The organism is Sphingosinicella sp. LHD-64 (genome assembly GCF_031157375.1).
In the GTDB taxonomy this organism is placed as follows: domain Bacteria; phylum Pseudomonadota; class Alphaproteobacteria; order Sphingomonadales; family Sphingomonadaceae; genus Allosphingosinicella.
Window position 1 is genome coordinate 755,113 of record NZ_JAVIFV010000004.1, and the last position, 23,371, is coordinate 778,483.

The window sequence follows — 23,371 nt, forward strand, 5'->3', positions numbered from 1 at the left end:
CGATGCTGCTGCACCGTCGCCCCGAAAGCCGTTGGTCGATCGGTCAATACCGCCTGAGCAGCCCCGCCAGCCGGCCCTGGATCTGCACCTGATCCTCGCGGTAGCGCTGTGGATCGTAGAGGCGGTTGGCCGGATCGAGGCGGATCATCTGGCCCTCGCGCCGATAGGTCTTGAGCGTCGCTTCCTCGTCGTTGACAAGGGCGACGACGATATCGCCTTCGCGGGCCGTGTCCTGGCGATGGATCAGGGCATAGTCGCCGTCGAGAATGCCTTCGTCGACCATCGAGTCGCCCGCCACCTCCAGCGCATAATGCTCGCCCGGGCCGAGCAAGGCGGCGGGAACAGGGAGCGTGTCGGTGCCCTGCAGCGCCTCGATCGGCGTGCCGGCCGCGATCCGGCCGTGGAGCGGCAGATCGATCACGTCATTGGCGGCGCGGGGGGGCATCATGGTGACGTTCGACCCTGCGGCCGCCGGCGCGCCCTTCGCGTCGGGCATCTTGAGCACCTCGAGCGCACGCGCCCGGTTGGCCAGCCGGCGGATGAAGCCGCGCTCCTCCAGCGCCGAGATCAGGCGATGGACGCCGCTCTTCGACTTGAGATCGAGCGCCTCCTTCATTTCCTCGAAGGAGGGTGAGACGCCGCTCTCCTGGAGCCTGGCTTGGATGTAGAGGAGCAGCTCATGTTGCTTGCGGGTGAGCATTCCGGTTCCTTCCCGATGGAACGTATACGGAACGTGTAAGGAACGTTACGGACGCTGTCAAGCGGTTGCGACGATGTCCAGGAAGTTGCGCAACAGCTTGTGTCCATGCTGGCTCGCGATGCTCTCGGGATGGAACTGGACGCCATGGATCGGGAGGTCGCGATGGCGCAGGCCCTGCACGGTGCCGTCCTCGGCCCGCGCGGTGGCGATGAGGCTGTCGGGCATGCTCTCCGGCGCCAGCGTCAGCGAATGATAGCGGGTGGCCTCGAACGGGGAGGGGAGATCGGCGAAGAGGCCGCTGCCGTCATGGGCGATGGCCGAGACCTTGCCGTGCATGATCCGGGCGGCGCGCTCGATCCGTCCGCCGAAATGCTGCCCGATCGCCTGGTGGCCGAGGCATACCCCGAGCAGCGGCCGCCGCGCCGCCGCGCAGGCCGCGACCAGCGCCAGCGACACGCCGGCCTGATCCGGGGTCCCCGGGCCCGGCGAGATCAGGACCGCATCGGCGCCGCTCGCCAGCGCCTCGTCCGCGCCGAGCGCATCGTTCCGCGCGACGCGCACCTCGGCGCCGATCTCCTTCAGATACCGGACCAGGTTCCAGGTGAAGCTGTCGTAATTGTCGACGACGAGGATCACCTCGCGCGCCCTCCGGGCCGGCCCTATTGCAGCGCGTTGCCGGCGAGGCGGGCCCGCATCCGCTGGATGGCGTCCTGGTTGCGCTCGACCTGGGTGCGGGCCTCGACCGCGCGGGCGAATTGCTGGGCCATCTCCTCCGCCGCCGAACTGGAGAATTCGTTGCGGGTGGTGGCGATGAGCTGCGGCTGCTCGCTGGCGTCGCCCGCGGTGCGCTCGGCATGGTGGACGATGAACCAGCCCGCCCCGTTCGGCGCCGGCACGATCCGGGCGCGGCCCTGCGGCAGGGTGAAGAGCGCGAGCAGCGGCGGCGGCACCTGCTGGCCGCCGCGGCTGATCTCGAGGCGGCGCATGTCGACCGACTGTGGCGCGGGAATACGGGGCTGCGCGGCCGAGAAGGCCTGGGCCGGCGCGGTGCCGCGGTTGATCTGGTCGACGATGCCCTGGGCGACCTGGCGCGCGCGGGCCAGCGCCAGCTCCTGCATCACCGCGGCGCGGACCTGGTCGCGGATCTGGACGAGCGGCGGCGCGGCCGACGGGATGACCCGGTCGACGCCGACCAGGGCGAAACGCTCGTTCGGGGTCACCGTCTCGACCACCGGCTCGGGATCCTCGGGGTCGATCTCGAACGCGGCGCGCAGCAGCGGCTGCAGCTCGGGCGGGAGCACCCAGGTCTGGCCGATCACCTGGCCGGCGGCGGTGATCGGCGGGGTGGTGACGAGCTGGAGGCCGTTGGCGCGGGCGACCTCCTCCATCGAGCTGCGCTCGGCAAGGCCGTCCTCGACGCGGGTGACCAGCGCGCTCATGAGGTCGGCCGTCTTGCGCTGCTCGATCGCCTGCGCGATCTCGGCCCGGACGTTCTGGAGCGGCCGGGCCGGTGAATTCTCGATCGCGACGACGCGCACGACATGGAAGCCGAGCTCGGTGCGGACCGGGCCGACGAGGGCATCCTGCGCCGCCGCGAAGGCCTGGCGCGCGACATCGGCGGACGAGGCCTCGGTGAACTGCTGCTGGCTCTGGCTCGGGAAGGTGATGTCCTGGGCCGAGAAGCCCGCCTGGGCAGCGGCATCGGCGAAGCTGGCGCCGCCGCGCACCCGCTGGACGAACGCGTTGGCGGCATTCTGGTCGGGCAGCACGACTTGCTGGAGCGAGCGGGTCTGGCTCGGGCCGAACTGCGCCTGGTTCTCGCGATAATAGGCGGCGATCTCGGCATCGGTCGCGCGCGCCTGCGCGGCGATCCGCTCGCGCCCGATCATCGCATAGCGGACGACGCGCCGCTCGGGCAGCGCGAAACGGCTGCGGTTGCGGGTGTAGAAGGCGGCGATCTGGGCGTCGGTCGGGTTGATCCCCTGGGCGAGCAGCTCCGCGGGAACGACGCCGATCGTGCCGCGCCGCCGCTCGAGCAGCAGGTTGGCATATTCGCGCGCCACGCCGTCCGGCGCGCGGGCGCCGAGCGCGATCGGCCCGAGCAGCTGGCGCTGCATCAGCGCACGGGAGATGTCCTGGCGGAGCGCCGCCTCGGTGATGTTCTGCGACTGGAGCGCCTGGCGGAAGGTGTTCTCGTCGAACTGGCCGGTGAAGTTGCGGAAGGCGGGGATGTTGACGATCTCGCGGTCGACCATGCGCTGCGAGACGGTGAGGCCCTGGCCCTCGCCGAAGCCCTGGATCGCGGCGCCGGTGACGAGCTGGTTCAAGAGGCCCTCGAACGCGCCCATTTCGAGGAAGGCCGCCATGGTGAGCGTCGGCTGCTGCTGGCGGGCCTGGTTGAACTGGCGGTTGATGAGGTCGTTGAGCTCGGGCTCGGTGACGGACCGCCCATCGACCCGCGCGAGCCGCTCGCCACTCTGACCGCCACCGCCGAGGCCGCCGAGCCCCCCCATGCCGTCGGTGCCGAAGCCGGTGACGACCATCGCCACGAGAACGAGGCCGAGCAGGGCGATGGCGATCCACTTGGAGGCCTTTTTGCGGGCAAAAGCGAGCATGAGCTTGGAATATCCTGACGTGACGTTTGCGCGGGTCATAGAAGCGCGCTAACCGGCCCGCAACCGTGATCAGGTTCATGCCCGCCGGACCCGGCGGCCTGATCGCGCCTGCAAGGGACCCTGAAAGATGCACCTCCGCCGCAAGCTCGTCGTCGGCAACTGGAAGATGAACGGCAGCCTTGCCCAGCTCGCCGAGCTCGGGCCGATCGCCGAAGCGGCGAAGGAAGCGGGCGGCGTCGATGTCGGCATCTGCCCGCCCTTCACCCTGATCGCGCCCGCCGTGACCCGCTCGGGCGGGCTGATGATCGGCGCGCAGGACTGCCATGCCCGGGAGAGCGGCGCCCATACCGGCTGCGTCTCGGTTGCCATGATCAAGGAAGCGGGCGCGCGCGCCGTCATCGTCGGCCACAGCGAGCGCCGGGCCGACAATCACGAGACCGACGCCCAGGTCTGCGCCAAGGCCGAGGCGGCGCTGGCCGCCGGCCTGATCGCCATCGTCTGCGTCGGCGAGACCGAGGCGCAGCGCAAGGTCGGATCGCATGTCGAGGTGGTGACCGCGATGCTCGCCGGCTCGCTGCCCGACGGATGGGAGGGTGGCGAGCTGGTCGTCGCCTACGAGCCGGTCTGGGCGATCGGCACCGGCAACGTCGCGACTCCGGCGGACGTCACCGAGATGCACGCCGCGATCCGCGCCGCTTTGGTCGGGCGGTTCGGCGACAAGGGCGACCGCATCCGCATCCTCTACGGCGGATCGGTCAAGGCGGACAATGCCGCCGAGCTGTTCGCCTGTCCGGACGTCGACGGCGGCCTGGTCGGCGGCGCCAGCCTCACCGCCGACGCCTTCGTCCCGATCATCGCGGCGGCGGCAAAGGCTTGAGAACGCGCAAGCGATCGCCTAAGTCGCCCTGCAATCCGTCACCCCGGCGAAGGCTGGGGTCCATACGGAGTCAGCATGGATGCCAGCCTTCGCTGGCATGACGAATTCAGCGAAAGCGAAAGAACTCGAAATGGCCGGCCTGTTCACCTTCCTGCTCATCATCCAGACGCTCGTCGCGATCGGGATGATCACCGTGATCCTGATGCAGCGCTCCGAAGGCGGCGGGCTGGCGGGCGGCGGCAGCCCCTCCGGCCTGATGACGGCGCGCGGCGCGGCCGACTTCCTGACCCGGACGACCTCGATCCTCGCGACCATCTTCGTCGTGCTCTCGATCGTCATCGCCGCGCTCGCCGCCAATCGCGGCGGCCCGCGCACGATCGATCCGAACCTGGCGCGCCAGGCCCCCGCCGCGCCGACCGCCCCGGCCGGGCAGGCGCCCGATCCGTTCGCGCTGCCCGGCGCCGTGCCCAAGGCCGGCACGGTGCCGGCACCTGCCACGGCGGCGCCTGAAGCCAACCAGGCCGGCGGGGTCCCGCTCGCGCAGTAGCCCTGCGTCATCCCGGCCCTTCGACTGCCTGCAAGGCAGGCACTCAGGATAAACTTCAGCCCAAGACTGAAGGCCGGGATGACGGTCGACGACGAAAAAATCCGATTCGCACGCTTGCCCGAATCCCTCCGGTCCGCTTAAGCCTGTCCTCCCATGGCGCGGTTCATTTTCATCACCGGCGGCGTGGTCTCATCGCTTGGCAAGGGCCTCATGGCAGCATCGCTCGCGGCGCTGCTCCAGGCGCGCGGCTACAAGGTGCGGCTGCGCAAGCTCGATCCCTATCTGAACATCGATCCGGGCACGATGTCGCCCTATCAGCACGGCGAGGTCTATGTGACCGACGACGGCGCGGAGACCGACCTCGATCTCGGCCATTACGAGCGGTTCAGCGGCGTTCCGGCGCGCCAGAGCGACAATGTGACCTCGGGCCGCATCTACCAGGGGATCATCAGCCGGGAGCGGCGCGGCGACTATCTCGGCGCCACCGTTCAGGTGATCCCGCACGTCACCAATGCGATCCAAGAGTTCATCGGCGCCGACATCGAGCCCGATCTCGACTTCATGATCTGCGAGATCGGCGGCACGGTCGGCGACATCGAATCGCTGCCGTTCATCGAGGCGATCCGCCAGTTCCGCAACCAGGAGGGGCGGGGGCAGACCCTTTCGATCCACACGACCCTGGTCCCCTATATCGCCGCGGCGGGCGAGCTGAAGACCAAGCCCACCCAGCACAGCGTGCGCGAGCTCACCAGCCTCGGCATCCAGCCCGAGATCCTCGTCTGCCGCACCGAGCATCCATTGCCCGACGGCGAACGCGCCAAGATCGCCCTGTTCTGCAACGTGCGGAAGGAAGCGGTCATTCCGGCGCTGGATGCGAAGAGCATCTACGCGGTCCCCGCCCAGTATCACGAGGCGGGGCTCGACAGCGAAGTGCTGCACGCGTTCGGCATCGACGACGCCCCGCCGCCCGACATGGCGCGCTGGGACGACGTGCTCGACCGGCTGTTCCACTTCGAGGGCGAGGTGACGATCGGCGTCGTCGGCAAATATGTCGGCCTGCCGGACGCCTACAAGAGCCTGACCGAGGCGCTGATCCACGGCGGCCTCGCCAACCGGGTCAAGGTCCACATCAACTGGCTCGATGCCGAGCTGTTCGAGCAGTCGGCCGGCGAGATCGCCGCGAAGCTCGAGCCGATGCACGCCATCCTCGTGCCCGGCGGCTTCGGCGAGCGCGGCAGCGAGGGCAAGATCGCCTCGGTCCAGTTCGCCCGCGAGCGCAAGGTGCCCTTCTTCGGCATCTGCCTCGGCATGCAGATGGCCTGTATCGAGGCGGCGCGGAACACTGCTGGGATCGCGGGCGCCGGCTCCAGCGAGTTCGGCGAGCCGGCGGAGCCGGTTGTCGGCCTGATCACCGAATGGATGAGCGCCGAAGGCCTGCAGAAACGAGCGGCCGGCGGCGATCTCGGCGGCACGATGCGCCTCGGCGCCTATGAGGCGAAGCTCGCCGGCAACAGCGTGGTGCGCTCGATCTACGGCGCCGACACGATCCATGAGCGCCACCGCCACCGCTACGAGGTCAATGCCCATTACAAGGACGCGCTGGAGCAGGGCGGCCTGGTGTTCAGCGGCATGAGCCCGGACGGCGAGCTGCCCGAGATCGTCGAGCGGCCCGACCACCCGTGGTTCATCGGGGTGCAGTTCCATCCGGAGCTGAAGTCGAAGCCGTTCGATCCGCATCCGCTGTTTGCCAGCTTCATCGAAGCGGCGGTAAAGCAGAGCCGGCTGGTCTAGCGGACTCGTTCCCGGAATCCCACGTCACGGGCGTGTCCCGCGCAGGCGTGCCCAGATCCGGAACCGGTCGAGCGCGGTGAACCCGAGCAGCGCCACGCCGATCCACATCGCGACCTCCGTCACGATCGCGGCCATGGTGACGATCAGCGTCCATTGCGCCAGCGTCGGCTTGAGCAGCAGGAACGCGATCAGCGCGCCTGTCCAGGCGAGGATGACGAGCCCCAGCAGGCCCGCCCCGATCAGCAGCTTGTTCGATTTTACCATGGTCTTTCTCCTCGGGCTCAGTTGCCTGCGCGCAGGCGCTCGGGATCGAGCAGCACGCCGTTGTTGACGACCGCGCGCACGTCGGCGACGCGGTTGAGATCGGGCCGGGGATCGGCGCCGATGAAGAGGATGTCGGCCTCCAGGCCTGGCCGCAGCGCGCCGGTTCGCTCGCCGACGCCGATGAGTTGCGCCGCATCCGAGGTCGCCATCCTGAGAACGGCCCAGGCGGGAATGCCGGCCTGCTGGTGCAGTGCCATTTCGCGCGACACGCTGATCCCCGGCGCAACGAAGGGATTGGCCAGATCGGTGCCGATGGTGAGCGGCACGCCCGCCTCGTACAGCCGCCGGGTCAGCTCCAGCAGCCGCGGCCAGACCGCCTGCGCGCGGCGATAGTCGCCGGCCTGCCAGCCGAGATCGAAGCGCAGGCCTGCGCGCCAGTTGGCGACCATCGCCGGATGGCCATAGCGCCGGTCGCGGTCGAGCAAGGCGGGATCGTTGCCGAAGAAGGCGGGCTGAAAGGCGACCAGGGTCGCGTCGAGATGCACCCGCCGCCGGGCCAGGGTCGCGATCATCCGCTGCACATCCGGCGCGTCCAGATCGGCCGCCTCATACCATTCGAAGAATTCGAACCCGCCGCGTCGCCGGTGCGCCCGATAGGCGTCGCGCCTGTCGGCCGGCAGCAGATCCGGACTGACCGGCATCATGTGGACCAGCGCGTCGACCCCGAGCTCCGCCGCGCGCGTCCAGCTGAGGTCCCCGAGATGGGCGACCGCACGCATGCCGTGGCGGTGGGCGGCGACGATGCCTTCCGCGACCTCGGCCTCGCTGAGCCCGATATAGAGCTTCGCATAGCGGGCTCCCGAACGCGCCTGCTCCGCCACGATCTGCGAGACCGAATGCGTCGGCGTCACCTGTGTGACGAGGTTTTCGAACGGGACCGGCGAGCGTTCGATGACCTCGGCCGCATAGATCATCTCGGGGCCGAGGATCGAACCGTTCGCCAACCCCTCGATATAGCGGCGGCTTTCCGCGGCGGGCCCGCCCGGATTGCGGATCGTCGCCACGCCGAAGGCGAGCAACATGCGGGCGTTATGCGCGGTGATCTCGTCGCTCGGGGTCGTCCGGATGCGCGGCGCGCCATTCTCGGCGGTGACCGAGACCGGCCCGAGCGTCACATGCGCATGGGTGTCGATCAGACCGGGAAGCGCATAGAGCCCGGTCATGTCGTGCGGTGTCGCGTCCGGCGCGTCGGGGCGGCCGCGGCCGATTTCGGCGATCCGCCCATTCTCGACCAAGATGTAGCTGTCGGGCGTGGCCGTCGCCGTGGCCGGGTCGAGGAGGGTAAAACCGTAGTAGAGGTCCCGTGCCTGTGCCGGGCTGGCATTGGCTGCGAGAATGACGGCGATGGCGGCGAGCAGGCGGCGTTTCATGGTCTCTCCAGAGTTGCGGTGTCGCCCTTCAGTCCGGATCCGGCCGCGCGCACTTACAGGCTGCGGCGGAAATAGATTCTGTAAGAAAAGGCTCGCCGGGAGAGACTGAACGCGCGCATGGCCGACCTGGAGGGGATCATCGCCGCCTACGGCTCCGGGCTGGCCCGCGTCGCGGCCTCCTACGAGGCCGATCCGGCCTTGCAGGAGGACCTGCTCCAGGACATCCTGCTCGCCATCCACCGCGCGCTGCCCGCGCTGAAGCAGCAGGAGCGGCTGGCGCCCTTCGTCTTCCGCATCGCCCACAATCGCAGCGTCACCCATGTCATGCAGCAATCGGCACGCCGGACGCGTGCGGCGTCCTACCTGGCTGAGGACGAGGCTGAGACACCCGAGCAGGTGCTGCTCGCCGATGAGCGGTCGCACCGGTTGACGGCCGCGGTCCGGCGTCTGCCGCTCCCCTATCGCCAGGTGATGACCCTGCTGCTGGAGGAGCTGAGCTACGCCGAGATCGCCGAAGCGCTCGGTCTCAGCCTGTCCAATGTCGGCGTCCGTGTGAACCGCGCCAAGGCGCAATTGAAAGCCCTGCTCGATGACGAATGACAGCTTCCTGTCCGATCTCGGCGCCGACTGGCGACGGCAGACCGCGGACCTGGACCGCCTCCGGGCGCGGACCGAACGACAGCGGCGGCGGACGCGTCTGGCGCTGATCGCCAAAGCTGCGGGAGCCGCGATCGCCCTCCTGTCGGGCGTCTGGTTCGTGTGGCTGGCTTTCAGGGGCGCGCCGACGGTCTTTGCTTTGGCCGGAATCGTCCTTCTCGTGTCGCTGCCGCTGATGTTGCTCGAATTGGCCGGGACGGCGCGGGCATTGCGGGTCGGCCATGACGACACGCCGGCCGGTGTGCTGCGCCGCGCCCGCGACCAGGCGGTGGCGGCTCGTCAGCTGCTCTGGGCGGGCCGGGTCGCGGCCCTGTTGATGGCGGCAAGCGCGGCCGGGCTGGCCGCCCTCTTCGTCGCCGGTCGCGCGCGGACCGAGGATACGCTGGCCTTCGTTCCTCTCTGGACGCTTGTCGCGCTGGGCGGCTGGGTCTGGCAGGCCCGTCGCGCCCGGCGCCTCGCGGCGGAAATCGCGCGCTGCGACGCGCTGCTCGCCGAGCTCCGCGAAGCCGGCGATACCTGACGAGGCCGCTCGCTGGTCTGTCCGGCCTGGAATTTCGACGTTTCGGCGCCAGATCGGCGAAACCATGCTATAGTCCGGTCAGCGGAGGCGGACATGGCCGGTGATCTAGCGATCGTGCTGAGCGGCGGCGGCGCCAAGGGTGCCTTCCAGGTCGGGGTGGTCCACGAGCTGGTCGCCAACCGCGGGGTCAAAATCGACATCATCGCCGGGGTGTCGACCGGCGCGATCCAGGCGCTCGGCGTGGCGCAGGACGACGTGCCGGCGATGCTGCAGCAATGGCTCGAGATCAAGGGCAACGGCTCGATCTACAAGGAGCGGCCGCTGGGGCTGGTCGGCGGCATCCTGGGCGAGGACGCGATCTACGACGCCGCGCCATTGCGCCAGTTGCTCAAGGACTTTGCCGACGACAGGAAGCTGAAGGCGAGCGGCCGCAAGCTCCGGATCGGCGTCGTCAATCTCGGCACGGGCGCCTATCGCAGCATCGACGAGAAGGTACCCGGCATCCACAACTGGGTCTATGCGAGCTCGGCGATGCCGGTTTTCTTCGATCCGCTGAGGACCCGCGCCAGCGACGGCACCGAGGAGCAATGGGTGGACGGGGGCGTGCGCAACGTCACGCCGCTGGACGCCGCCCTCGAGCTCAATCCGCGCGGCGTGATCGTCGTGCGCGCCTCGCCCAGGCCGCAACCGGGCAAGGTGCGCACCTTTCCCAACCTCATCAAGATCGGGCTGCGCGCCGTCGACATCCTGCAATCGGAGGTCTCGGCGAACGACACCGCCAACGCGACCTTGATCAACGACATGATCGCCGCGCGCGAGGCGCAGGCGCGGGCGCTGCAGTCGGAAGGGATCACGGGCGCCGCCGCGGCGCGCATCCTGCGGCCGCTCGACCTCCAGATCGCGCGCTACCGCTTCGCGCCGATCCGGCTCATCGAGCCCGAAGAGGACTATTCCGAGACGCTGGAGTTCGATCCCAAGAAGATCCGCAAGGCGATCGACGCTGGGCGCAAGGCGGTGGAGCGCGAGTGGGAAGCACTGGAGCCGCTGCTGAGCTGACCGAGGGTCTGTTTCAGCCTGTTTGAATCATCAATTCCGTTCGGGCTGAGCTTGTCGAAGCCCTGCCTCACTTATTCTGTAAAGAAGGACAGCCCCCTTCGACTGCCTGCAAGGCAGGCGCTCAGGACATGCTTCGACAAGCTCAGGGCGAACGGAGCGTGTTTCAATGACCGGCCGCGCGCCGTTTCTTTATGCGTTCCTTATGTCCGCCGGGCCAGATCGCCGTGGATTCCTAATCCGGTTTCGGCGCAGATGGTCCCGTCCGCAGATCCGCCGGCAAGGGAGGCACGCTTCGCCCGCAGATGACAGGTCCCAGGCTCCGCCCGTGACGGGGGCAGGGGAGGCGGTTGCGTCGCCGACGGCGGCGTCGGGCGCGCACGTGCGTCCGGACGCGGCCAGCCCGTGGGCGGTGATGCTCGGTGCGACCGGCGTCGTCTTCGGCGACATCGGCACCAGCCCGCTCTACGCCTTCCGCGAGAGCTTCATCGGCCACCATCGCCTGCCGCTCGACGCCTTCCATGTGCTCGGCGTGCTTTCGATGCTGCTCTGGGCGCTGATCCTCGTCGTCACCGTCAAATATGTGTTCGTGACCATGCGCGCGGACAATCGCGGCGAGGGCGGCAGTTTCGCCCTGCTCGCGCTGATCGAGCGGGTGGCGAAGACCTCGCCCGCTCTGCCGTATCTCGCCCTGGCGGCCCTCGGCGCGACCGCATTGTTCTACGGCGACGCAGTGCTCACCCCGGCCATCTCGATTCTTTCGGCGATCGAGGGGCTGTCGCTGCTCGGCGACGACTTCACCCGTTTCGTGATTCCGGTGACGCTCGTCCTGGTCGTGGCCCTGTTCGCGGTGCAGCGCCAGGGCACCGGCGCGATCGGGCGCTATTTCGGGCCGGTCATGCTGGTCTGGTTCCTGACCATCGGCCTGCTCGGCGCCTGGCAGGTCGCCGGCAATCCGGCCGTCCTCGCCGCGCTCAACCCGACCGTGGCGCTGGGCTTCCTCATCAACGATCCGGTGCGCGCCTTCTTCACCCTGGGCACCGTCGTCCTCGCCGTCACCGGCGCCGAGGCGCTCTATGCCGACATGGGCCATTTCGGCCGCCGCGCGATCGCGCGGGCCTGGCTGTGGCTCGCCTTTCCGTCGCTGATGCTCTGCTATGCCGGCCAGTCGGCGCTGGTGCTCGCCGACCCGTCGGCGATCCGCTCGCCTTTCTACCTGCTCGCGCCGCCGGTGCTGCTGATCCCGCTGCTCATCCTCGCCACCGCGGCGACGATCATCGCCAGCCAGTCGATCATCAGCGGCGCCTTCTCGGTCACGCAGCAGGCGGTCCAGCTCGGCTACCTGCCGCGGGTGCGCATCCTCCACACGTCGCACGAGGCGCGCGGCCAGGTGTTCGCGCCGACGGTCAACGTGCTGCTCGCCGTCGCCGTCGTCCTGCTCGTTATCGGCTTCGGCAGCTCGACCGAGCTCGCCGCCGCCTTCGGCCTCACCGTCACCGCGACGATGGTGCTGACCACCTTGATGATCGGCTTCGTCGTGCTGCGCGTCTGGGAATGGAACCGGCTCTGGTCGGTGCCGCTGCTCGGCCTGCTGCTCGCGGTCGACCTCGGCCTGTTCGGCGCGGCGGCGACCAAGTTCATGGACGGCGGCTGGCTGCCCGCGGGAATCGCGATCGTGATGATGCTGGTCTTCTCGACCTGGCGGCGCGGGCGCACGCTGCTCGTGAAACAGCTGCAATCCGAAACCATGCCGATCGAGCTGTGTCTGGAGACGATCGGCCATGTCCACCGCGTACACGGCACCGCCGTCTACCTGACCTCCGACCCCGTCGGGGTTCCGCCGGCGCTGCTCCACAACCTCAAGGCGAACAAGGTGCTGCATGAACGCATGCTGCTGGTGACCGCCCAGGCGGCCCTGATCCCGTATGTCGATCCCGCCGAACGGATTCGCGAGGAGGAAATCGGCCCGGGCATGGAGCGGATCATCGTGCGTTACGGGTTCGCCGAGACGCCCGACATTCCGGCGGCGCTGGCGCTGGTCGCCAACCCGCCGCCGCCGATGGGCACCTTCTACTTCCTCAGCCGCCAGACCCTGGTGCCGACCCGCAAGCCCGGCATGATGCTGTGGCGCGAGCATCTGTTCGCGGCGATGGTCCGCAATGCCGAGACACCGATGTCCTTCTTCAGATTGCCGGTGAACCGGGTGGTCGAGCTGGGCAGCCAGGTGGAGATCTGAATGCCGTATTCTCTCCGTAAAATCGTGAATAATTAAAGATGGTTAACAAGGAAATTTGAGCTCGACACTGAAAAGGCACGGCCCGGCGCATCGCGGTTGTTTCGTCACCGCCCCGGTGCTGTGAGCGCTCCCATCGCGCGCAACAGGGGAGCGGCGACATGGCCCATCTGCTCTCGCGCCGGCATATGCTGGCGGCGGCCGCGCTCGCGCCGGCCGCTCCGTTCCTCGCCCGTGCCCAGGGCAGCGCCACGACCCTCGTCGAGAATCGCAGCTTCATCGGCACGCGTTCGCTCGACGCCACCGGCGGTGCCGGCGGGGAAGGGCTGCGAGTCCGCTCGAACACGCTGATCCGTCGCTGCCAGTTCCTTCATCTCGGCAACGGCGGCGTCCGGGTGAACGTGCCGACCGTCAACCTCACGGTCGAGGAATGCAATGCGTACAACATGTACCGCTTCTTCGAGGACACCGCGTCGGTGCCGGCCAGTCCGGCGGTGCTCAGCAACTTCGTGCTGCGGCGGATCGCCGCGCATGAGCTGGATCACGGCCTCTCGCGGATCCGCTATTATTCGTCGATCGGTCTCATCGAGGATGTCGTCGCCCATGGCAGCCGGCAGTGCGACGCCTATTGCGTCGGCTTCCAGCTCTCCGGCGAGGCGCACCACATCACCTACCGGCGGGCCGAGGCGCACGGCTTCCAGGAGACCGGCCGCCCGGAAGGCGCCTATTGGAACGGCGACGGCTTCTCGGACGAGCGCGGCAACTGGGCGATCCGCTACCTCTCCTGCCTCGCCACCAACTGCACCGACGGCGGCTTCGACCTCAAGTCCGCCGGCATGTATCTCGAGGGCTGCATCGCCCGCGGCAACAAGCGCAATTTCCGGCTGTGGAGCTCCGGCACGCTCCAGGGCTGCCGCAGCGAGGAGCCGGTGTCGCGCGGCGGCATCGGCCGGCCGGCGCACTTCTCCTTCCACGGCGAGGTCGGCCGCCGCTTCACGCTGGTGAACCCGCAGGTGCGCGCCAGTCCGGGCAACGATGCGCCGGTGTTTCTCATCGAGACCAGCGTCCCGCTCGTCCTCGAGATCGTCGACGCCGACATCTACGCGCCGTCGGCGCCGCTGTTCGCGATCGACGGGCCCGAGCCGCAGATCATCTGGTCGTCATCGCGTGCCCGGCAGCGCATCCGCGTCGCGCGTGAACGATAGGGGTTGTTCGCGACCTTATTTCGCCGCGAACTGACCCGCTTCGGCGCCGAAATGCTTACGGGCGTGGGTGCGCGCGGCGGTGGCGCTCCTGAACGTCTCCTCGATCGGCGTGGCGGTAACCAAGGGGAAGCCCTGGCTGTTGAACCGGGTCTCGCGCAGGGTCAGCCGGAACCGGCCGTCTTCGCCCTTCTGGATCAGGTAAGGTTTGACGATTTCTCTCGACATCTCAGGTCTCCGCTCATGAAAACGCCCCCCGTCTGGCGACGGAGGGCGGTCGGATTTTCAAATTCTAGTCCACCATCGCCGCAACCAGCCTGCGCAGCTCCCCCGGCGGCAGCCGGAAGGGAAGGATGGCGGGCCTGGGCGCGGTCAGCGCCAGCGGCAGGTAGAGCTTGGGTCGTTTGCGTGTGCTTGTAATCGTCTTGGTCATTTCATTTGGTTCGTTGTTGATTTGAGGGAGGGCGCGATCAGCGACGGAATGCCCGCCGCCGCGGGCCGCCCGGGCCCTGACCGGGCGTCTTCTCGCGGAAGACGATCCGGCCCTTGCTGAGGTCGTAGGGCGTCATCTCGACATGGACCCGGTCGCCCACCACCGACTTGATGCGGAAACGCCGCATCTTGCCGGCGGTGTAGGCGATGATCCGGTGTTCGTTGTCGAGCTTCACCCCGAACCGGCCGTCGGGGAGGATCTCGTCGATCAGCCCCTCCATCACCAGCAGCTCTTCCTTCGCCACGCCCTATTCGGCCGCGGCGAGGTTGACGGCGGAGATCTTGCCGTCGCGGCCTGGCTCGAGCTCGTAGCTGAGCTTCTGCCCTTCGCGGATGGTCGCCATGCCGGCGCGCTCGACGGCGCTGATGTGGACGAACGCGTCCTTGCCGCCTGCCTCGTTGGTGATGAAGCCGTAGCCCCGGTCGGTGTTGAAGAACTTGACTGTGCCGATAGCCATGATCGGTCCTTTCGCATGCAAAGATTGCCCGCGCGCAAAAGGCGCGGCGGGGCCGGTGAAGCTCGAAAGGAAGGAAGAGGCCCGAAGGCGTCAGTCTCGCTCGCAGGCGACGTCAGCCCCCATGATATAGGCGGAGTTGCCGGGACTTACAACGTCAGCGGTCACCGGCAACCGGCGAAGATCTTCCGGCGGTTGCCCGCTGGTCCCGACGCCACATCTCGCCTAGGTTCCGTCCACGTGCTCCGCACCCGGCCGGGGCCGCGAACATTTTGGGGAGTTCGACGCCTGTGGTCCTGTCCGCCTTTCTCGGCCTGCTGCTGCTCGGCCAGGCGTCGTCGACGGCATCACCGGAGCAGTTCTTCATCGGCCGGACCGAAGGGCAGGGCACGGCGCATGTCATCCTCTCGGGCCGTCACGCGGTGCGTCATCGCGGCCACGGCCGGATCGCCCGCGACGGCGCGCTGCTGCTCGAGCAGGTCGTGGAGGAGGAGGGCAAGCCGGCGCGTCGGCGCAGCTGGCGGCTGGTGCGGGCGGGGCCCAATCGCTTCACCGGCACGATCAGCGACGCGCGCGGGCCGGTGACCGGCGTGGTCCGCGGCAACGTCCTCCACATCCGCTACCGCAGCGTCGAGGGGCCCACGGTCGAGCAGTGGATCACCGTCCAGCCGGGCGGCCGCACCGCCTCCAACCGGATGACCTTCCGCCGTTTCGGCATCCAGGTCGCGACGATGGAGGAGACCATCCGCCGGGTCGAATGACGGAGCGTGGGGCTTCGACAGGCGGACGCCGAACGACTAGGGTGACCGCGCATGACCGATTCCCCTCAGCCTTACCGCGTCCTCGCCCGCAAATACCGGCCGCAGACCTTCGCCGAGCTGATCGGCCAGGAGGCGATGGTGCAGACGCTGGCCAATGCGATCCGCCGCGACCGGCTGGCCCATGCCTTCCTGCTCACCGGCGTGCGCGGTGTCGGCAAGACCTCGACGGCGCGGCTGATCGCCAAGGCGCTGAACTGCGTCGGCCCGGACGGACAGGGCGGGCCGACGATCGACCCGTGCGGCGTCTGCGAGCCGTGCCGCGCGATCGCGGAGGGACGCCATATCGACGTGGTCGAGATGGACGCCGCCTCCCACACCGGCGTCGACGACGTGCGCGAGATCATCGAGGCGGTGCGTTATGCGGCGGTCTCGGCGCGCTACAAGGTCTATATCGTGGACGAGGTCCACATGCTGTCGAAGAACGCGTTCAACGCGCTCCTCAAGACGCTCGAAGAGCCGCCGGCGCATGTGAAGTTCCTGTTCGCAACGACCGAGGTCAACAAGGTCCCGATCACGGTCCTCTCGCGCTGCCAGCGATTCGATCTGAGGCGCATCCCCGCCGATCGCCTCGCCGCCCATTTCGGCGCGGTCGCGAAGGCGGAAGGGGTAGAGATCGAGCCGGAGGCGCTGGCGCTGATCGCCCGCGCGGCCGAGGGCTCGGCGCGCGACGGCCTCTCGATCCTCGACCAGGGAATCGCCCATGGCGCCGGCGCGGTGACCGCGGCGCAGGTGCGCGAGATGCTCGGCCTGTCCGACCGCGGCGCGATCCGCCGGCTGCTCGGCCTCGTTCTCTCGGGAGACGCGCAGGGCACGCTGTCGGCGCTCAGGGACCAATATGATCTTGGCGTCGAGCCGTCGGCGGTGCTGCGCGGCCTGCTGGAGGCCGTGCACGGCGTCACCCGCGCCAAGGTTGGCGGCGGACAGGACCCGGCCCAGTCGGCGGAAGAGCGCGAGGCTTATGCCGACTGGGCCTCCAAGCTCTCCTATGCGGCCGTCCATCGTCTGTGGCAGCTGCTGCTGAAGGGCCTGTCCGAGGTCCATGCCGCGCCGTCGCCGCTGGAGGCGGCCGAGATGGCCTTGCTCCGGGTCATCCATGCCTCCGAATTGCCCGATCCCGGCGAGCTCGCCGCGAAGCTGGCGAGCGGCGAGACGGTTGCCGCGCCATCCACGCCGGCTGCCCCGCCGCCGACCGAGAGCCAGGCCGAACTGCTCCAGGCGCCGGCAAGCTTCCCGGCGCTGGTCAAGCTGCTCGACGACCGGGGCAAGGCCCATCTCGCCCAGCAGCTCCACGACTATGTCGGGCTGGTCCGCTACGCGCCGCCCGAGCTGGTGATCCGGCCGGCCAAGCCGCTGCCGGGCGACTTCGCGCGCGATCTTGCGGCGGCGCTCAAATCGGTTACGGGGGCGGCGTGGCAGGTCCGCGCCGCGGACGAGCCGGCCGAGCCGTCGCTGCTCGACCAGGAGAAGGCGACGGCCGAGCGGGTGCGCCAGGACGTCCTCGAGTCGCCGATCGTGAAGGCGGCGTTCGCGGCGTTCCCGGACGCGGAGCTCGCCGGCTACACGATTGATGAGAAACGGAGCGCTTGAATATGCCCAGCATGGACGAACTGTTGAAGATGGCCCAGGACGCGCAGGCCAAGCTGATGCAGGCGCAGGAGAATCTCGACAAGATCGAGGTCGAGGGCGTCTCCGGCGGCGGCATGGTCAAGGTCCGGGCCTCGGCCAAGGGCCGGATCATCGCGGTCGACATCGACGCGGGCCTGCTCCAGCCGTCCGAGAAGCAGATGGTCGAGGACCTGATCGCCGCCGCGATCAACGACGCGCGGGCCAAGGCCGACGTGGCGGCGCAGCAGTCGATGCAGGAGGTGACCGGCGGTCTGCAGCTGCCGCCGGGCTTCAAGATGCCGTTCTGACGCGCACGCGACAGCGCGTCACCCCCAGCCCTTCGACGCCGCCTGTGGCGTCGCTCAGGATAAACTGCGGCTGGGGTCTCATGGGGGCCGCTGCGACCTCCTGTCCTGAGATGCCAGCCTGCGCTGGCATGACGGATCAGCTATACACGCACCCGTCCAGCCCGCCGCGGCGGACGACGCCCATGCGGGCTGCGATCATATTGCCGTAGCGGCGGGTGAAGCCGCGCGGCGCAACCGCCGCCCGACGCTTGGGCAAAGGCAGCACCGCGGCGATCCGCGCCGCTTCCTGCGGGGTCAGCCGCGAGGCGTCGTGGTTGAAATAGCGCCGGGCGCCGGCATTGACGCCGTAGGTGCCGATGCCGGTCTCGGCGACGTTCAGATAGACCTCCATGATCCGGCGCTTGTCCCACAGATGCTCGATCAGGAAGGTGAACCAGGCCTCCAGCCCTTTGCGGACATAGCCGCCGCCCTGCCACAGGAAGGCGTTCTTGGCGGTCTGCTGGCTGATCGTCGAGCCGCCGCGCAACACGCCGCGCCCCTCGAGATTGCGCCGGAACGCCGCCTCGATCGCCTCGCGGTCGAAACCGTTATGTTCGCAGAACTTGCTGTCCTCGCCGGCGATCACCGCGCGGACCATGTTCCGGTCGATCCGGTCGATGGCCATCCAGTCGCGGGTCACGCCATTGCCGGCAACGAGGTCGCCGACCTGGGTGAAGGTGATCGGCGGGCCGACGAAGCGGTAGGCGAGCACCCAGAGCAGGCTGACGAGAAGAAAGGCGAGCACGGTCTTCCAGACCCATCCGAAGATGCGCCCCGTCCAGCCGCGCCTGCGTCGTCCCGCCCGTGCCATGCGGCGTGATTAGCCGGGCGACAGGCGCGCGTCACCCTGCGGAATCGCGGGGCATGCGAGGCCAAGCTGGGCTTGGCCTTCGATCCGGGTTTCGCGTTGCGATGCGGCGTGATTCGGTCGAGCTTCGCACCGCCCACGATCTTCGACAGGACCCGAAAATGAAACGCGCACACGCCTTCGCTGCCTTCCTTGCCGCATCCATGCCCGGCGCGATTGTTGCCCAGCCGGCGGCGGAGGCCGTGGTACGGGAGGACGTGCGCGCGCTGACCGAGGCCGATGCGCCGGCGCTGCTGGCGCTGTTCGACGAGAATTCGGTGATCTTCGGCCTGCCCGACCATCCCGACCGGCTGGCCGGACCGGTGTCGGCGCGGATCGGCACGCATGCGCTGCGGCAGAGCGCCTTCCCCGCGATGCTGGCCGGCGGGCCGTCGGACCGGATGGAGATCGTCGACATGCTGTCGGTGGGCGGGGTGGTCGTCGCCAAGTTCCGGCAATCCTCGCCGCCGGATTTCGCCGGCGGGACCTGGACGCTGATGGTTTTCCGGGTCCGCGACGGGATCATCGGCGAGATGTACCATCTCGCCCGCACCGACAGGATCGACCCGACGCTGGAAGCGCGTGGACGCGCTGCGGTGGATCGCCTGGTGGCAGCCAACAATCGCGGCGATCTCGAGGGCTTTCTCGGCGCCTCGGCACCCGATCTCCGGTTCTTCCGCACGTCGACCGCGCCGCATGCGCTGGGCGATCAGCCGCCGCGATCGGGCAACGATCCCGCCGCGCGCCGCGCCGCCTTCACCCGGATGTTCGCCGAAGGTGCGCCGGCCCAGGTCGAGGTGACGGACGTCCTCACCTTCAACGATTATGTCGTCAGCCTGGATGTGGCGCGGCTGCGCGACGGCCGGGTGCTGGACGAGATTTCGATCTACCGCGTCGGCGCCGACGGGCGGTTCACCCACGACTGGCTCATCTACGAACAGGCGCGCTGAGCTTTATTCTCGATCGAAGACGATCACGCTGCCCGGTGCAGGCAGGCCGTCGATCGGGCGCGCCGGTGCGGGCTGCCAGGCCACGCCATTGTCGAAATCGGCGTCGCTCGCATAGCGCCCGAAGATGCGGCCGGCGCCGAAGCGATAGGGCAGGCCCTCCGAATCGAGCGGACGGACCCCGTCCGAGACATGGAAGTGGAGATGCGGCTGGGTCACGTGGCCCGACGAGCCGACCTGGGCGATGACCTGGCCGCGCCGCACCGTCGTTCCGACCGAGAGCCGGAGCCCGGGCTCGAGATGCTGGTAATGAGCGAAGCGGCCGTCCGGGAGCCGGAGCACGATCATCGCCCCGGTCTCGTCCTCCACATTGCGCGGCGCGCCGGGCGCGGCCGGCTCCTTGACCGCGACGACCTCTGCGTCGGCGACGGCGAGCACGTCGGCGCCCGATCCGTCGGCGGCGCTGGCGCCGGCCGATGCCGAGACAAAGCCGCGCGCCGGCATCCAGTCGATCGCGTGGCGGCCCGGCAGGCGTACGCGGCCGCTCACCGCATAGGGAAAGCGGCGATGACCATTGTCATGGTCGGGCAGGTAGACCGCGGTCCAGGGGCCGCCGCGCAGCGGCGCGCCAAGCGCGGTCGTTACTGCCGGGGTCGGGGTGACCGATCCGCCGACGATCGTCACCCGATCGGTCGCGGCGCCTTCACGCGCGGCATCGAAGGTGATCCGGTGGGTGAGGGGCGCGGTGCTTCGCCCGGCCCACGGAACGGAGAGGTAGAGGATCGCGCGCTGGCCGGGCGCCAGGCTCCGCGCATCGCCGCCCTCGGCGCCGATCCGGCGCATCATCCCGGCCGGATCGATCCGCGAGATCTCTGCTCCGCTGGCAGCATCGCGCACCTCGACGGCGGTGAGCGTCAGGGTTCGCCCGGAGAAATTGGTCGCGTGCAGCTCGTAGACAAGCCGGTCGTCGCCATCGATGCGCGCGACCGAGGGCGTGCAGGGCACCTCCAGGTCCAGCGACTGGTAGGGGCGGACCTCGGCCGGCGCCGCCCGCAAGGCGACGGCGGTGGAGAGGGACAGAAGCGAGGCGAATGTGAGCAGCACCGGACGAGACCTCCATCGGACAGGACGGGTCGGCGTCTGGCGTCGGGGGCAGCGGCTGGCGAGCGCCGATCTGCGAGCGGGATCACTCCGCCGGCTGGGCGGGCGCGATGAGGGCGGCGAGGTTGTCGCGGAAGCGGCGGCTGAGCCTCAGCTCCTCGCCGGTGACGAGCCGGACATGGGCGTCGCCCCGGCCGATCGGCTCGACCTCGCGGACGCGGTCGATGCGGATGAGCGCGCCGCGATGGATGCGCGCGAAGGATTGGGCGGGGAGGCGCCTGGCCAGCGACGCGAGCGGCTCCTCGATCAGGAACACGCCGCCGTCGCCATGCACTTCGGCATAATCGCCCGCCGCGCCGATCCAGTCGATCGCGGCGAAGGGGATGCGGCGGATCGCGCCGCGATTGCGGATCACCAGCGCGTCGACCTCCGCCTCGGCGGCCGGCGCCGCGGCCTTGCGCGGCCAGCGCAGCCAGGCGATCGTGATCCCGGCCAGGGCGAGATAGAGCATCGTGTTCGTGTCGAAATTGCGCACGAACATCAGGTCCGCCATCTGCCAGCGGGTCGCGACGGTTTCGCTGCGATAGATGGGCCAGTAGATCAGGCCGAACAGTCCGACATGCGCCGCGGCGACCACCGGCCACAAAGCGAGACAGGCGGCCAGCCGCGCCCACCAGTGCGCAACCCGCCGCTCGATTGCGCAGGTCGCCGCCACGATCGGCCAGGTCATCAGCGCCCAGATCGAATAGATCGCGCCGACATAGAAGAAGGTCGGCCACCAGTCCTGGTCATGACCCTGCCAGGCCGCGGCCAGATAGCCTTGCAGCGACTGGACGAGAGTCACCAGCGTCCAGCCGGCGACGATGAGGGCGCCCCGGGCAACGCGGCTGTCGGGCATTTCAGGCCGGAACCGCATCGCCGTCAGGGTCTCCGCCTCAGGCGGCGGTCAGCAGCCGCCGCTCGCCGGCGAGGTTCATCAGCGCCTTTTGGAGCTTCTCGAACGCCCGCACCTCGATCTGGCGGATGCGCTCGCGGCTGACGTCGTAGACCTGGGAGAGCTCCTCCAGCGTCTTCGGCTCGTCGGTGAGGCGACGTTCGGTCAGGATATGGCGCTCGCGCTCGTTGAGCGCCGCCATCGCCTCGATCAGCAGCTCGTGCCGCACCCGGCTCTCCTCGGCCTCCGCGACCCGCTCGTCCTGGAGCGGCTCGCTGTCGACGAGGAAATCCTGCCACGTCCCTTCGCTGTCGTCGCGCAGCGGCACGTTCAGCGACGTGTCGCCGCCCATCGCCATGCGGCGGTTCATCGAGATGACGTCCTCTTCGCTGACGCCGAGATCGGTGGCGATCTTGGTCACGTCCTCGGGCTTGAGGTCGCCGTCCTCGAACGCGTCGATCTTGTTCTTCATCCGGCGCAGGTTGAAGAACAGCTTCTTCTGCGCCGCGGTGGTGCCCATCTTCACGAGACTCCACGAACGCAGGATATATTCCTGGATCGACGCGCGGATCCACCACATCGCATAGGTGGCGAGGCGGAAGCCGCGATCGGGCTCGAACTTCTTCACGCCCTGCATCAGGCCGATATTGCCCTCGGAGATCAGCTCCGAGGTCGGCAGCCCATAGCCGCGATACCCCATCGCGATCTTCGCGACGAGGCGCAGGTGCGAATTGACCAGCTTGGCGGCGGCATCGGTGTCCTGATGCTCCTGCCAGCGCTTGGCCAGCATATATTCCTCTTCCGGCGCGAGGATCGGGAACTTCTTGATCTCCGCCAGATAGCGGTTGAGGCCCGCTTCTCCGCCGGTCGCGGGGATCGTCGCCACATTTCTACCGCTTGCCATGATCTTCACATTCTCCCTGGAGGCCGCATGCCTTCACAAACCGACGCGACCTACCCGACTCATACGGTGAGCGCCCCAAACAGTTCCTGAATATCAGATGGAAGGGCACTTTGGAAGGATAGGTTTTCTTTCGAAACTGGATGGACGAAGCCAAGCGCTGCGGCATGCAACGCCTGGCGATGAAAATTCAGCCTTTTCAACAGCTCCCGGTGCTGCGGCTTGGCCCGCCCATAGACCGGGTCGCCGAGCAGGGGGTGGCCGATCGAGGCCATATGGACCCGGACCTGGTGGGTCCGGCCGGTTTCGAGCCGGCATTCCGTTAAGGAAGCGTCGCGGAGCGGGGTGACGATTCGGTAGTGGGTCACCGCCCGCTTGCCCCGGTTCCCCTCGACGATCGCGATCTTCTTCCGGTTCGCCGCGGAGCGGGCGAGGGGCGCGTCGACCGTGCCGCTCGCAGGGATCGGCACGCCCGAGGTGATTGCCAGATAGCGACGGTCGATGCTGTGCTTCGCGAACTGCGCCGCCAACCCCTCGTGCGCCACGTCGGTCTTGGCGACCACCAGCAGGCCGGACGTGTCCTTGTCGATCCGGTGGACGATCCCCGGCCGCGCCACCCCGCCGATGCCGCTGAGACGGCCCGCACAATGGTGGAGCAAGGCGTTGACCAGCGTCCCGTCCGGATTGCCGGCCGCCGGATGGACGACCATGCCGGCCGGCTTGTCGACCACCAGCAGGTGGTCGTCCTCGAAGACGATCTCGAGCGCGATGTCCTGCGCTTCATTGTGCGCCGGCTTCGACTCCGGCACGGAAACTTCATAGGTGCCGCCCGGCACCGCCTTCACCGCGGGATCGCGCACCGGCGCGCCCTGCGGCCCGATCACGGCCCCGCTCCCGATCAGCGCCTTCAGCCGCTCGCGCGACAAGGTAGGAACGGCGGCGGCGAGGGCACGGTCCAGACGCCAGTCGACCGCATCCTCCGCGACCCGCGCCTGAATGATGGAAAGCCCCCCAGCCATTGGACACGGGAGA

Annotated in this window: 26 protein-coding genes; 12 read left to right on the forward strand and 14 right to left on the reverse strand. The window is 68.8% G+C overall.

All coding sequences use genetic code 11. The features are described 5' to 3' along the window. Positions 1-43: 43 nt before the first annotated feature. Genes lexA through RCO27_RS17205 form a run of 3 tightly spaced genes read right to left on the reverse strand, consistent with a single transcriptional unit; the run spans position 44 to position 3,315 of the window. Positions 44-700: a transcriptional repressor LexA gene (gene lexA, locus RCO27_RS17195; RefSeq protein WP_309003926.1), complete on the reverse strand. Its 657-nt coding sequence runs from the start codon at positions 698-700 to the stop codon at positions 44-46. Between the two features lie 57 nt (positions 701-757). Beyond that, entirely contained in the window at positions 758-1,336 is a 579-nt protein-coding gene (locus RCO27_RS17200; RefSeq protein ID WP_309003927.1) for an aminodeoxychorismate/anthranilate synthase component II, read from the reverse strand. A 23-nt stretch (positions 1,337-1,359) separates the two neighbouring features. Continuing rightward, positions 1,360-3,315 carry a SurA N-terminal domain-containing protein gene (locus tag RCO27_RS17205; protein WP_309003928.1) on the reverse strand — a complete coding sequence of 652 codons (1,956 nt, stop codon included), beginning with the start codon at positions 3,313-3,315 and terminating at the stop codon, positions 1,360-1,362. A gap of 127 nt (positions 3,316-3,442) precedes the next feature. Between RCO27_RS17205 and tpiA the strand changes: the two genes are divergently transcribed. From tpiA to RCO27_RS17220, 3 genes are all read left to right on the forward strand, one after another. Then, on the forward strand, positions 3,443-4,192 hold the full coding sequence (gene tpiA, locus RCO27_RS17210) for a triose-phosphate isomerase (RefSeq protein WP_309003929.1): 750 nt from the start codon (positions 3,443-3,445) through the stop codon (positions 4,190-4,192). 139 nt (positions 4,193-4,331) lie between these two features. Next, on the forward strand, positions 4,332-4,739 hold the full coding sequence (gene secG / locus RCO27_RS17215) for a preprotein translocase subunit SecG (protein ID WP_309003981.1): 408 nt from the start codon (positions 4,332-4,334) through the stop codon (positions 4,737-4,739). A 153-nt stretch (positions 4,740-4,892) separates the two neighbouring features. After that, positions 4,893-6,530, forward strand: a complete 1,638-nt coding sequence (locus RCO27_RS17220; RefSeq protein ID WP_309003930.1) for a CTP synthase — start codon at positions 4,893-4,895, stop codon at positions 6,528-6,530. 24 nt (positions 6,531-6,554) lie between these two features. Here the strand turns inward: RCO27_RS17220 and RCO27_RS17225 are convergent, their stop codons facing one another. Then, complete coding sequence (locus RCO27_RS17225; protein ID WP_309003931.1) at positions 6,555-6,794, reverse strand: hypothetical protein; 240 nt, start codon at positions 6,792-6,794, stop codon at positions 6,555-6,557. Positions 6,795-6,811: 17 nt separating this feature from the next. Next, complete coding sequence (locus tag RCO27_RS17230) at positions 6,812-8,224, reverse strand: amidohydrolase family protein (RefSeq protein WP_309003932.1); 1,413 nt, start codon at positions 8,222-8,224, stop codon at positions 6,812-6,814. 117 nt (positions 8,225-8,341) lie between these two features. Here RCO27_RS17230 and RCO27_RS17235 point away from each other — a divergent pair, with 117 nt between their 5' ends. The 5 genes from RCO27_RS17235 to RCO27_RS17255 all read left to right on the forward strand — a co-directional run bounded on the left by RCO27_RS17235 (position 8,342) and on the right by RCO27_RS17255 (position 13,892). Beyond that, positions 8,342-8,824: a sigma-70 family RNA polymerase sigma factor gene (locus RCO27_RS17235; protein ID WP_309003933.1), complete on the forward strand. Its 483-nt coding sequence runs from the start codon at positions 8,342-8,344 to the stop codon at positions 8,822-8,824. Continuing rightward, the gene (locus RCO27_RS17240) at positions 8,814-9,401 is read left to right on the forward strand and encodes a hypothetical protein (RefSeq protein WP_309003934.1); all 588 of its coding nucleotides are present in this window, start codon (positions 8,814-8,816) and stop codon (positions 9,399-9,401) included. Before RCO27_RS17235 ends, RCO27_RS17240 begins: the two co-directional genes overlap by 11 nt. 93 nt (positions 9,402-9,494) lie before the next feature. Further along, positions 9,495-10,457: a patatin-like phospholipase family protein gene (locus RCO27_RS17245; protein ID WP_309003935.1), complete on the forward strand. Its 963-nt coding sequence runs from the start codon at positions 9,495-9,497 to the stop codon at positions 10,455-10,457. A 325-nt stretch (positions 10,458-10,782) separates the two neighbouring features. Next, positions 10,783-12,690: a KUP/HAK/KT family potassium transporter gene (locus RCO27_RS17250; protein WP_309003936.1), complete on the forward strand. Its 1,908-nt coding sequence runs from the start codon at positions 10,783-10,785 to the stop codon at positions 12,688-12,690. Between the two features lie 158 nt (positions 12,691-12,848). Beyond that, on the forward strand, positions 12,849-13,892 hold the full coding sequence (locus RCO27_RS17255; RefSeq protein WP_309003937.1) for a hypothetical protein: 1,044 nt from the start codon (positions 12,849-12,851) through the stop codon (positions 13,890-13,892). Between the two features lie 15 nt (positions 13,893-13,907). On the opposite strand, the gene RCO27_RS17260 is transcribed toward RCO27_RS17255, so the two are convergent. The 4 genes from RCO27_RS17260 to RCO27_RS17275 form a co-directional block, all read right to left on the reverse strand. Further along, a complete protein-coding gene (locus tag RCO27_RS17260; RefSeq protein ID WP_309003938.1) occupies positions 13,908-14,117 on the reverse strand; it encodes a hypothetical protein in 210 nt (69 codons plus the stop codon). 64 nt (positions 14,118-14,181) lie between these two features. Next, on the reverse strand, positions 14,182-14,322 hold the full coding sequence (locus tag RCO27_RS17265; RefSeq protein WP_309003939.1) for a hypothetical protein: 141 nt from the start codon (positions 14,320-14,322) through the stop codon (positions 14,182-14,184). 37 nt (positions 14,323-14,359) lie between these two features. Next, positions 14,360-14,626 (reverse strand): translation initiation factor IF-1, encoded by a 267-nt coding sequence (gene infA / locus RCO27_RS17270; protein WP_309003940.1) that lies wholly within the window; start codon positions 14,624-14,626, stop codon positions 14,360-14,362. A gap of 3 nt (positions 14,627-14,629) precedes the next feature. Continuing rightward, positions 14,630-14,839, reverse strand: coding sequence for a cold-shock protein (locus tag RCO27_RS17275; protein WP_309003941.1), 210 nt, complete (start codon positions 14,837-14,839; stop codon positions 14,630-14,632). A 287-nt stretch (positions 14,840-15,126) separates the two neighbouring features. On the opposite strand from RCO27_RS17275, the gene RCO27_RS17280 reads away from it, so the two are divergent. The 3 genes from RCO27_RS17280 to RCO27_RS17290 are packed head-to-tail and all read left to right on the forward strand — an operon-like array spanning position 15,127 to position 17,570. Continuing rightward, positions 15,127-15,597, forward strand: a complete 471-nt coding sequence (locus RCO27_RS17280; RefSeq protein ID WP_309003942.1) for a DUF3833 family protein — start codon at positions 15,127-15,129, stop codon at positions 15,595-15,597. Between the two features lie 51 nt (positions 15,598-15,648). After that, complete coding sequence (locus tag RCO27_RS17285) at positions 15,649-17,244, forward strand: DNA polymerase III subunit gamma/tau (protein ID WP_309003943.1); 1,596 nt, start codon at positions 15,649-15,651, stop codon at positions 17,242-17,244. A 2-nt stretch (positions 17,245-17,246) separates the two neighbouring features. Next, the gene (locus tag RCO27_RS17290; RefSeq protein WP_309003944.1) at positions 17,247-17,570 is read left to right on the forward strand and encodes a YbaB/EbfC family nucleoid-associated protein; all 324 of its coding nucleotides are present in this window, start codon (positions 17,247-17,249) and stop codon (positions 17,568-17,570) included. Positions 17,571-17,706: 136 nt separating this feature from the next. Here the strand turns inward: RCO27_RS17290 and mtgA are convergent, their stop codons facing one another. Then, the gene (mtgA, locus tag RCO27_RS17295) at positions 17,707-18,420 is read right to left on the reverse strand and encodes a monofunctional biosynthetic peptidoglycan transglycosylase (RefSeq protein WP_309003945.1); all 714 of its coding nucleotides are present in this window, start codon (positions 18,418-18,420) and stop codon (positions 17,707-17,709) included. Positions 18,421-18,578: 158 nt separating this feature from the next. On the opposite strand from mtgA, the gene RCO27_RS17300 reads away from it, so the two are divergent. Then, entirely contained in the window at positions 18,579-19,406 is an 828-nt protein-coding gene (locus tag RCO27_RS17300; RefSeq protein WP_309003946.1) for a nuclear transport factor 2 family protein, read from the forward strand. 3 nt (positions 19,407-19,409) lie between these two features. Here RCO27_RS17300 and RCO27_RS17305 read toward each other — a convergent pair whose 3' ends face one another. The 4 genes from RCO27_RS17305 to RCO27_RS17320 form a co-directional block, all read right to left on the reverse strand. Beyond that, complete coding sequence (locus tag RCO27_RS17305; RefSeq protein WP_309003947.1) at positions 19,410-20,507, reverse strand: M23 family metallopeptidase; 1,098 nt, start codon at positions 20,505-20,507, stop codon at positions 19,410-19,412. An 82-nt stretch (positions 20,508-20,589) separates the two neighbouring features. After that, a complete protein-coding gene (locus RCO27_RS17310) occupies positions 20,590-21,402 on the reverse strand; it encodes a LytTR family DNA-binding domain-containing protein (protein ID WP_309003948.1) in 813 nt (270 codons plus the stop codon). A gap of 37 nt (positions 21,403-21,439) precedes the next feature. After that, positions 21,440-22,342 (reverse strand): RNA polymerase sigma factor RpoH, encoded by a 903-nt coding sequence (rpoH, locus tag RCO27_RS17315; protein ID WP_309003949.1) that lies wholly within the window; start codon positions 22,340-22,342, stop codon positions 21,440-21,442. A gap of 59 nt (positions 22,343-22,401) precedes the next feature. Then, positions 22,402-23,358, reverse strand: a complete 957-nt coding sequence (locus RCO27_RS17320; protein ID WP_309003950.1) for an RluA family pseudouridine synthase — start codon at positions 23,356-23,358, stop codon at positions 22,402-22,404. Positions 23,359-23,371: the final 13 nt, after the last annotated feature.

What these genes read in the sequence shown, in the direction of transcription:
- RCO27_RS17260 (WP_309003938.1), bottom strand. Translation starts at nt 14,117, where the DNA reads ATGTCGAGAGAAATCGTCAAACCTTACCTGATCCAGAAGGGCGAAGAC.
- RCO27_RS17230 (WP_309003932.1), bottom strand. Translation starts at nt 8,224, where the DNA reads ATGAAACGCCGCCTGCTCGCCGCCATCGCCGTCATTCTCGCAGCCAAT.
- lexA (WP_309003926.1), bottom strand. Translation starts at nt 700, where the DNA reads ATGCTCACCCGCAAGCAACATGAGCTGCTCCTCTACATCCAAGCCAGG.
- RCO27_RS17245 (WP_309003935.1), top strand. Translation starts at nt 9,495, where the DNA reads ATGGCCGGTGATCTAGCGATCGTGCTGAGCGGCGGCGGCGCCAAGGGT.
- RCO27_RS17220 (WP_309003930.1), top strand. Translation starts at nt 4,893, where the DNA reads ATGGCGCGGTTCATTTTCATCACCGGCGGCGTGGTCTCATCGCTTGGC.
- RCO27_RS17225 (WP_309003931.1), bottom strand. Translation starts at nt 6,794, where the DNA reads ATGGTAAAATCGAACAAGCTGCTGATCGGGGCGGGCCTGCTGGGGCTC.
- RCO27_RS17285 (WP_309003943.1), top strand. Translation starts at nt 15,649, where the DNA reads ATGACCGATTCCCCTCAGCCTTACCGCGTCCTCGCCCGCAAATACCGG.
- RCO27_RS17255 (WP_309003937.1), top strand. Translation starts at nt 12,849, where the DNA reads ATGGCCCATCTGCTCTCGCGCCGGCATATGCTGGCGGCGGCCGCGCTC.
- RCO27_RS17320 (WP_309003950.1), bottom strand. Translation starts at nt 23,358, where the DNA reads ATGGCTGGGGGGCTTTCCATCATTCAGGCGCGGGTCGCGGAGGATGCG.
- tpiA (WP_309003929.1), top strand. Translation starts at nt 3,443, where the DNA reads ATGCACCTCCGCCGCAAGCTCGTCGTCGGCAACTGGAAGATGAACGGC.
- RCO27_RS17290 (WP_309003944.1), top strand. Translation starts at nt 17,247, where the DNA reads ATGCCCAGCATGGACGAACTGTTGAAGATGGCCCAGGACGCGCAGGCC.
- RCO27_RS17240 (WP_309003934.1), top strand. Translation starts at nt 8,814, where the DNA reads ATGACGAATGACAGCTTCCTGTCCGATCTCGGCGCCGACTGGCGACGG.
- RCO27_RS17275 (WP_309003941.1), bottom strand. Translation starts at nt 14,839, where the DNA reads ATGGCTATCGGCACAGTCAAGTTCTTCAACACCGACCGGGGCTACGGC.
- RCO27_RS17265 (WP_309003939.1), bottom strand. Translation starts at nt 14,322, where the DNA reads ATGACCAAGACGATTACAAGCACACGCAAACGACCCAAGCTCTACCTG.
- RCO27_RS17310 (WP_309003948.1), bottom strand. Translation starts at nt 21,402, where the DNA reads ATGCCCGACAGCCGCGTTGCCCGGGGCGCCCTCATCGTCGCCGGCTGG.
- RCO27_RS17205 (WP_309003928.1), bottom strand. Translation starts at nt 3,315, where the DNA reads ATGCTCGCTTTTGCCCGCAAAAAGGCCTCCAAGTGGATCGCCATCGCC.
- RCO27_RS17300 (WP_309003946.1), top strand. Translation starts at nt 18,579, where the DNA reads ATGAAACGCGCACACGCCTTCGCTGCCTTCCTTGCCGCATCCATGCCC.
- mtgA (WP_309003945.1), bottom strand. Translation starts at nt 18,420, where the DNA reads ATGGCACGGGCGGGACGACGCAGGCGCGGCTGGACGGGGCGCATCTTC.
- RCO27_RS17235 (WP_309003933.1), top strand. Translation starts at nt 8,342, where the DNA reads ATGGCCGACCTGGAGGGGATCATCGCCGCCTACGGCTCCGGGCTGGCC.
- rpoH (WP_309003949.1), bottom strand. Translation starts at nt 22,342, where the DNA reads ATGGCAAGCGGTAGAAATGTGGCGACGATCCCCGCGACCGGCGGAGAA.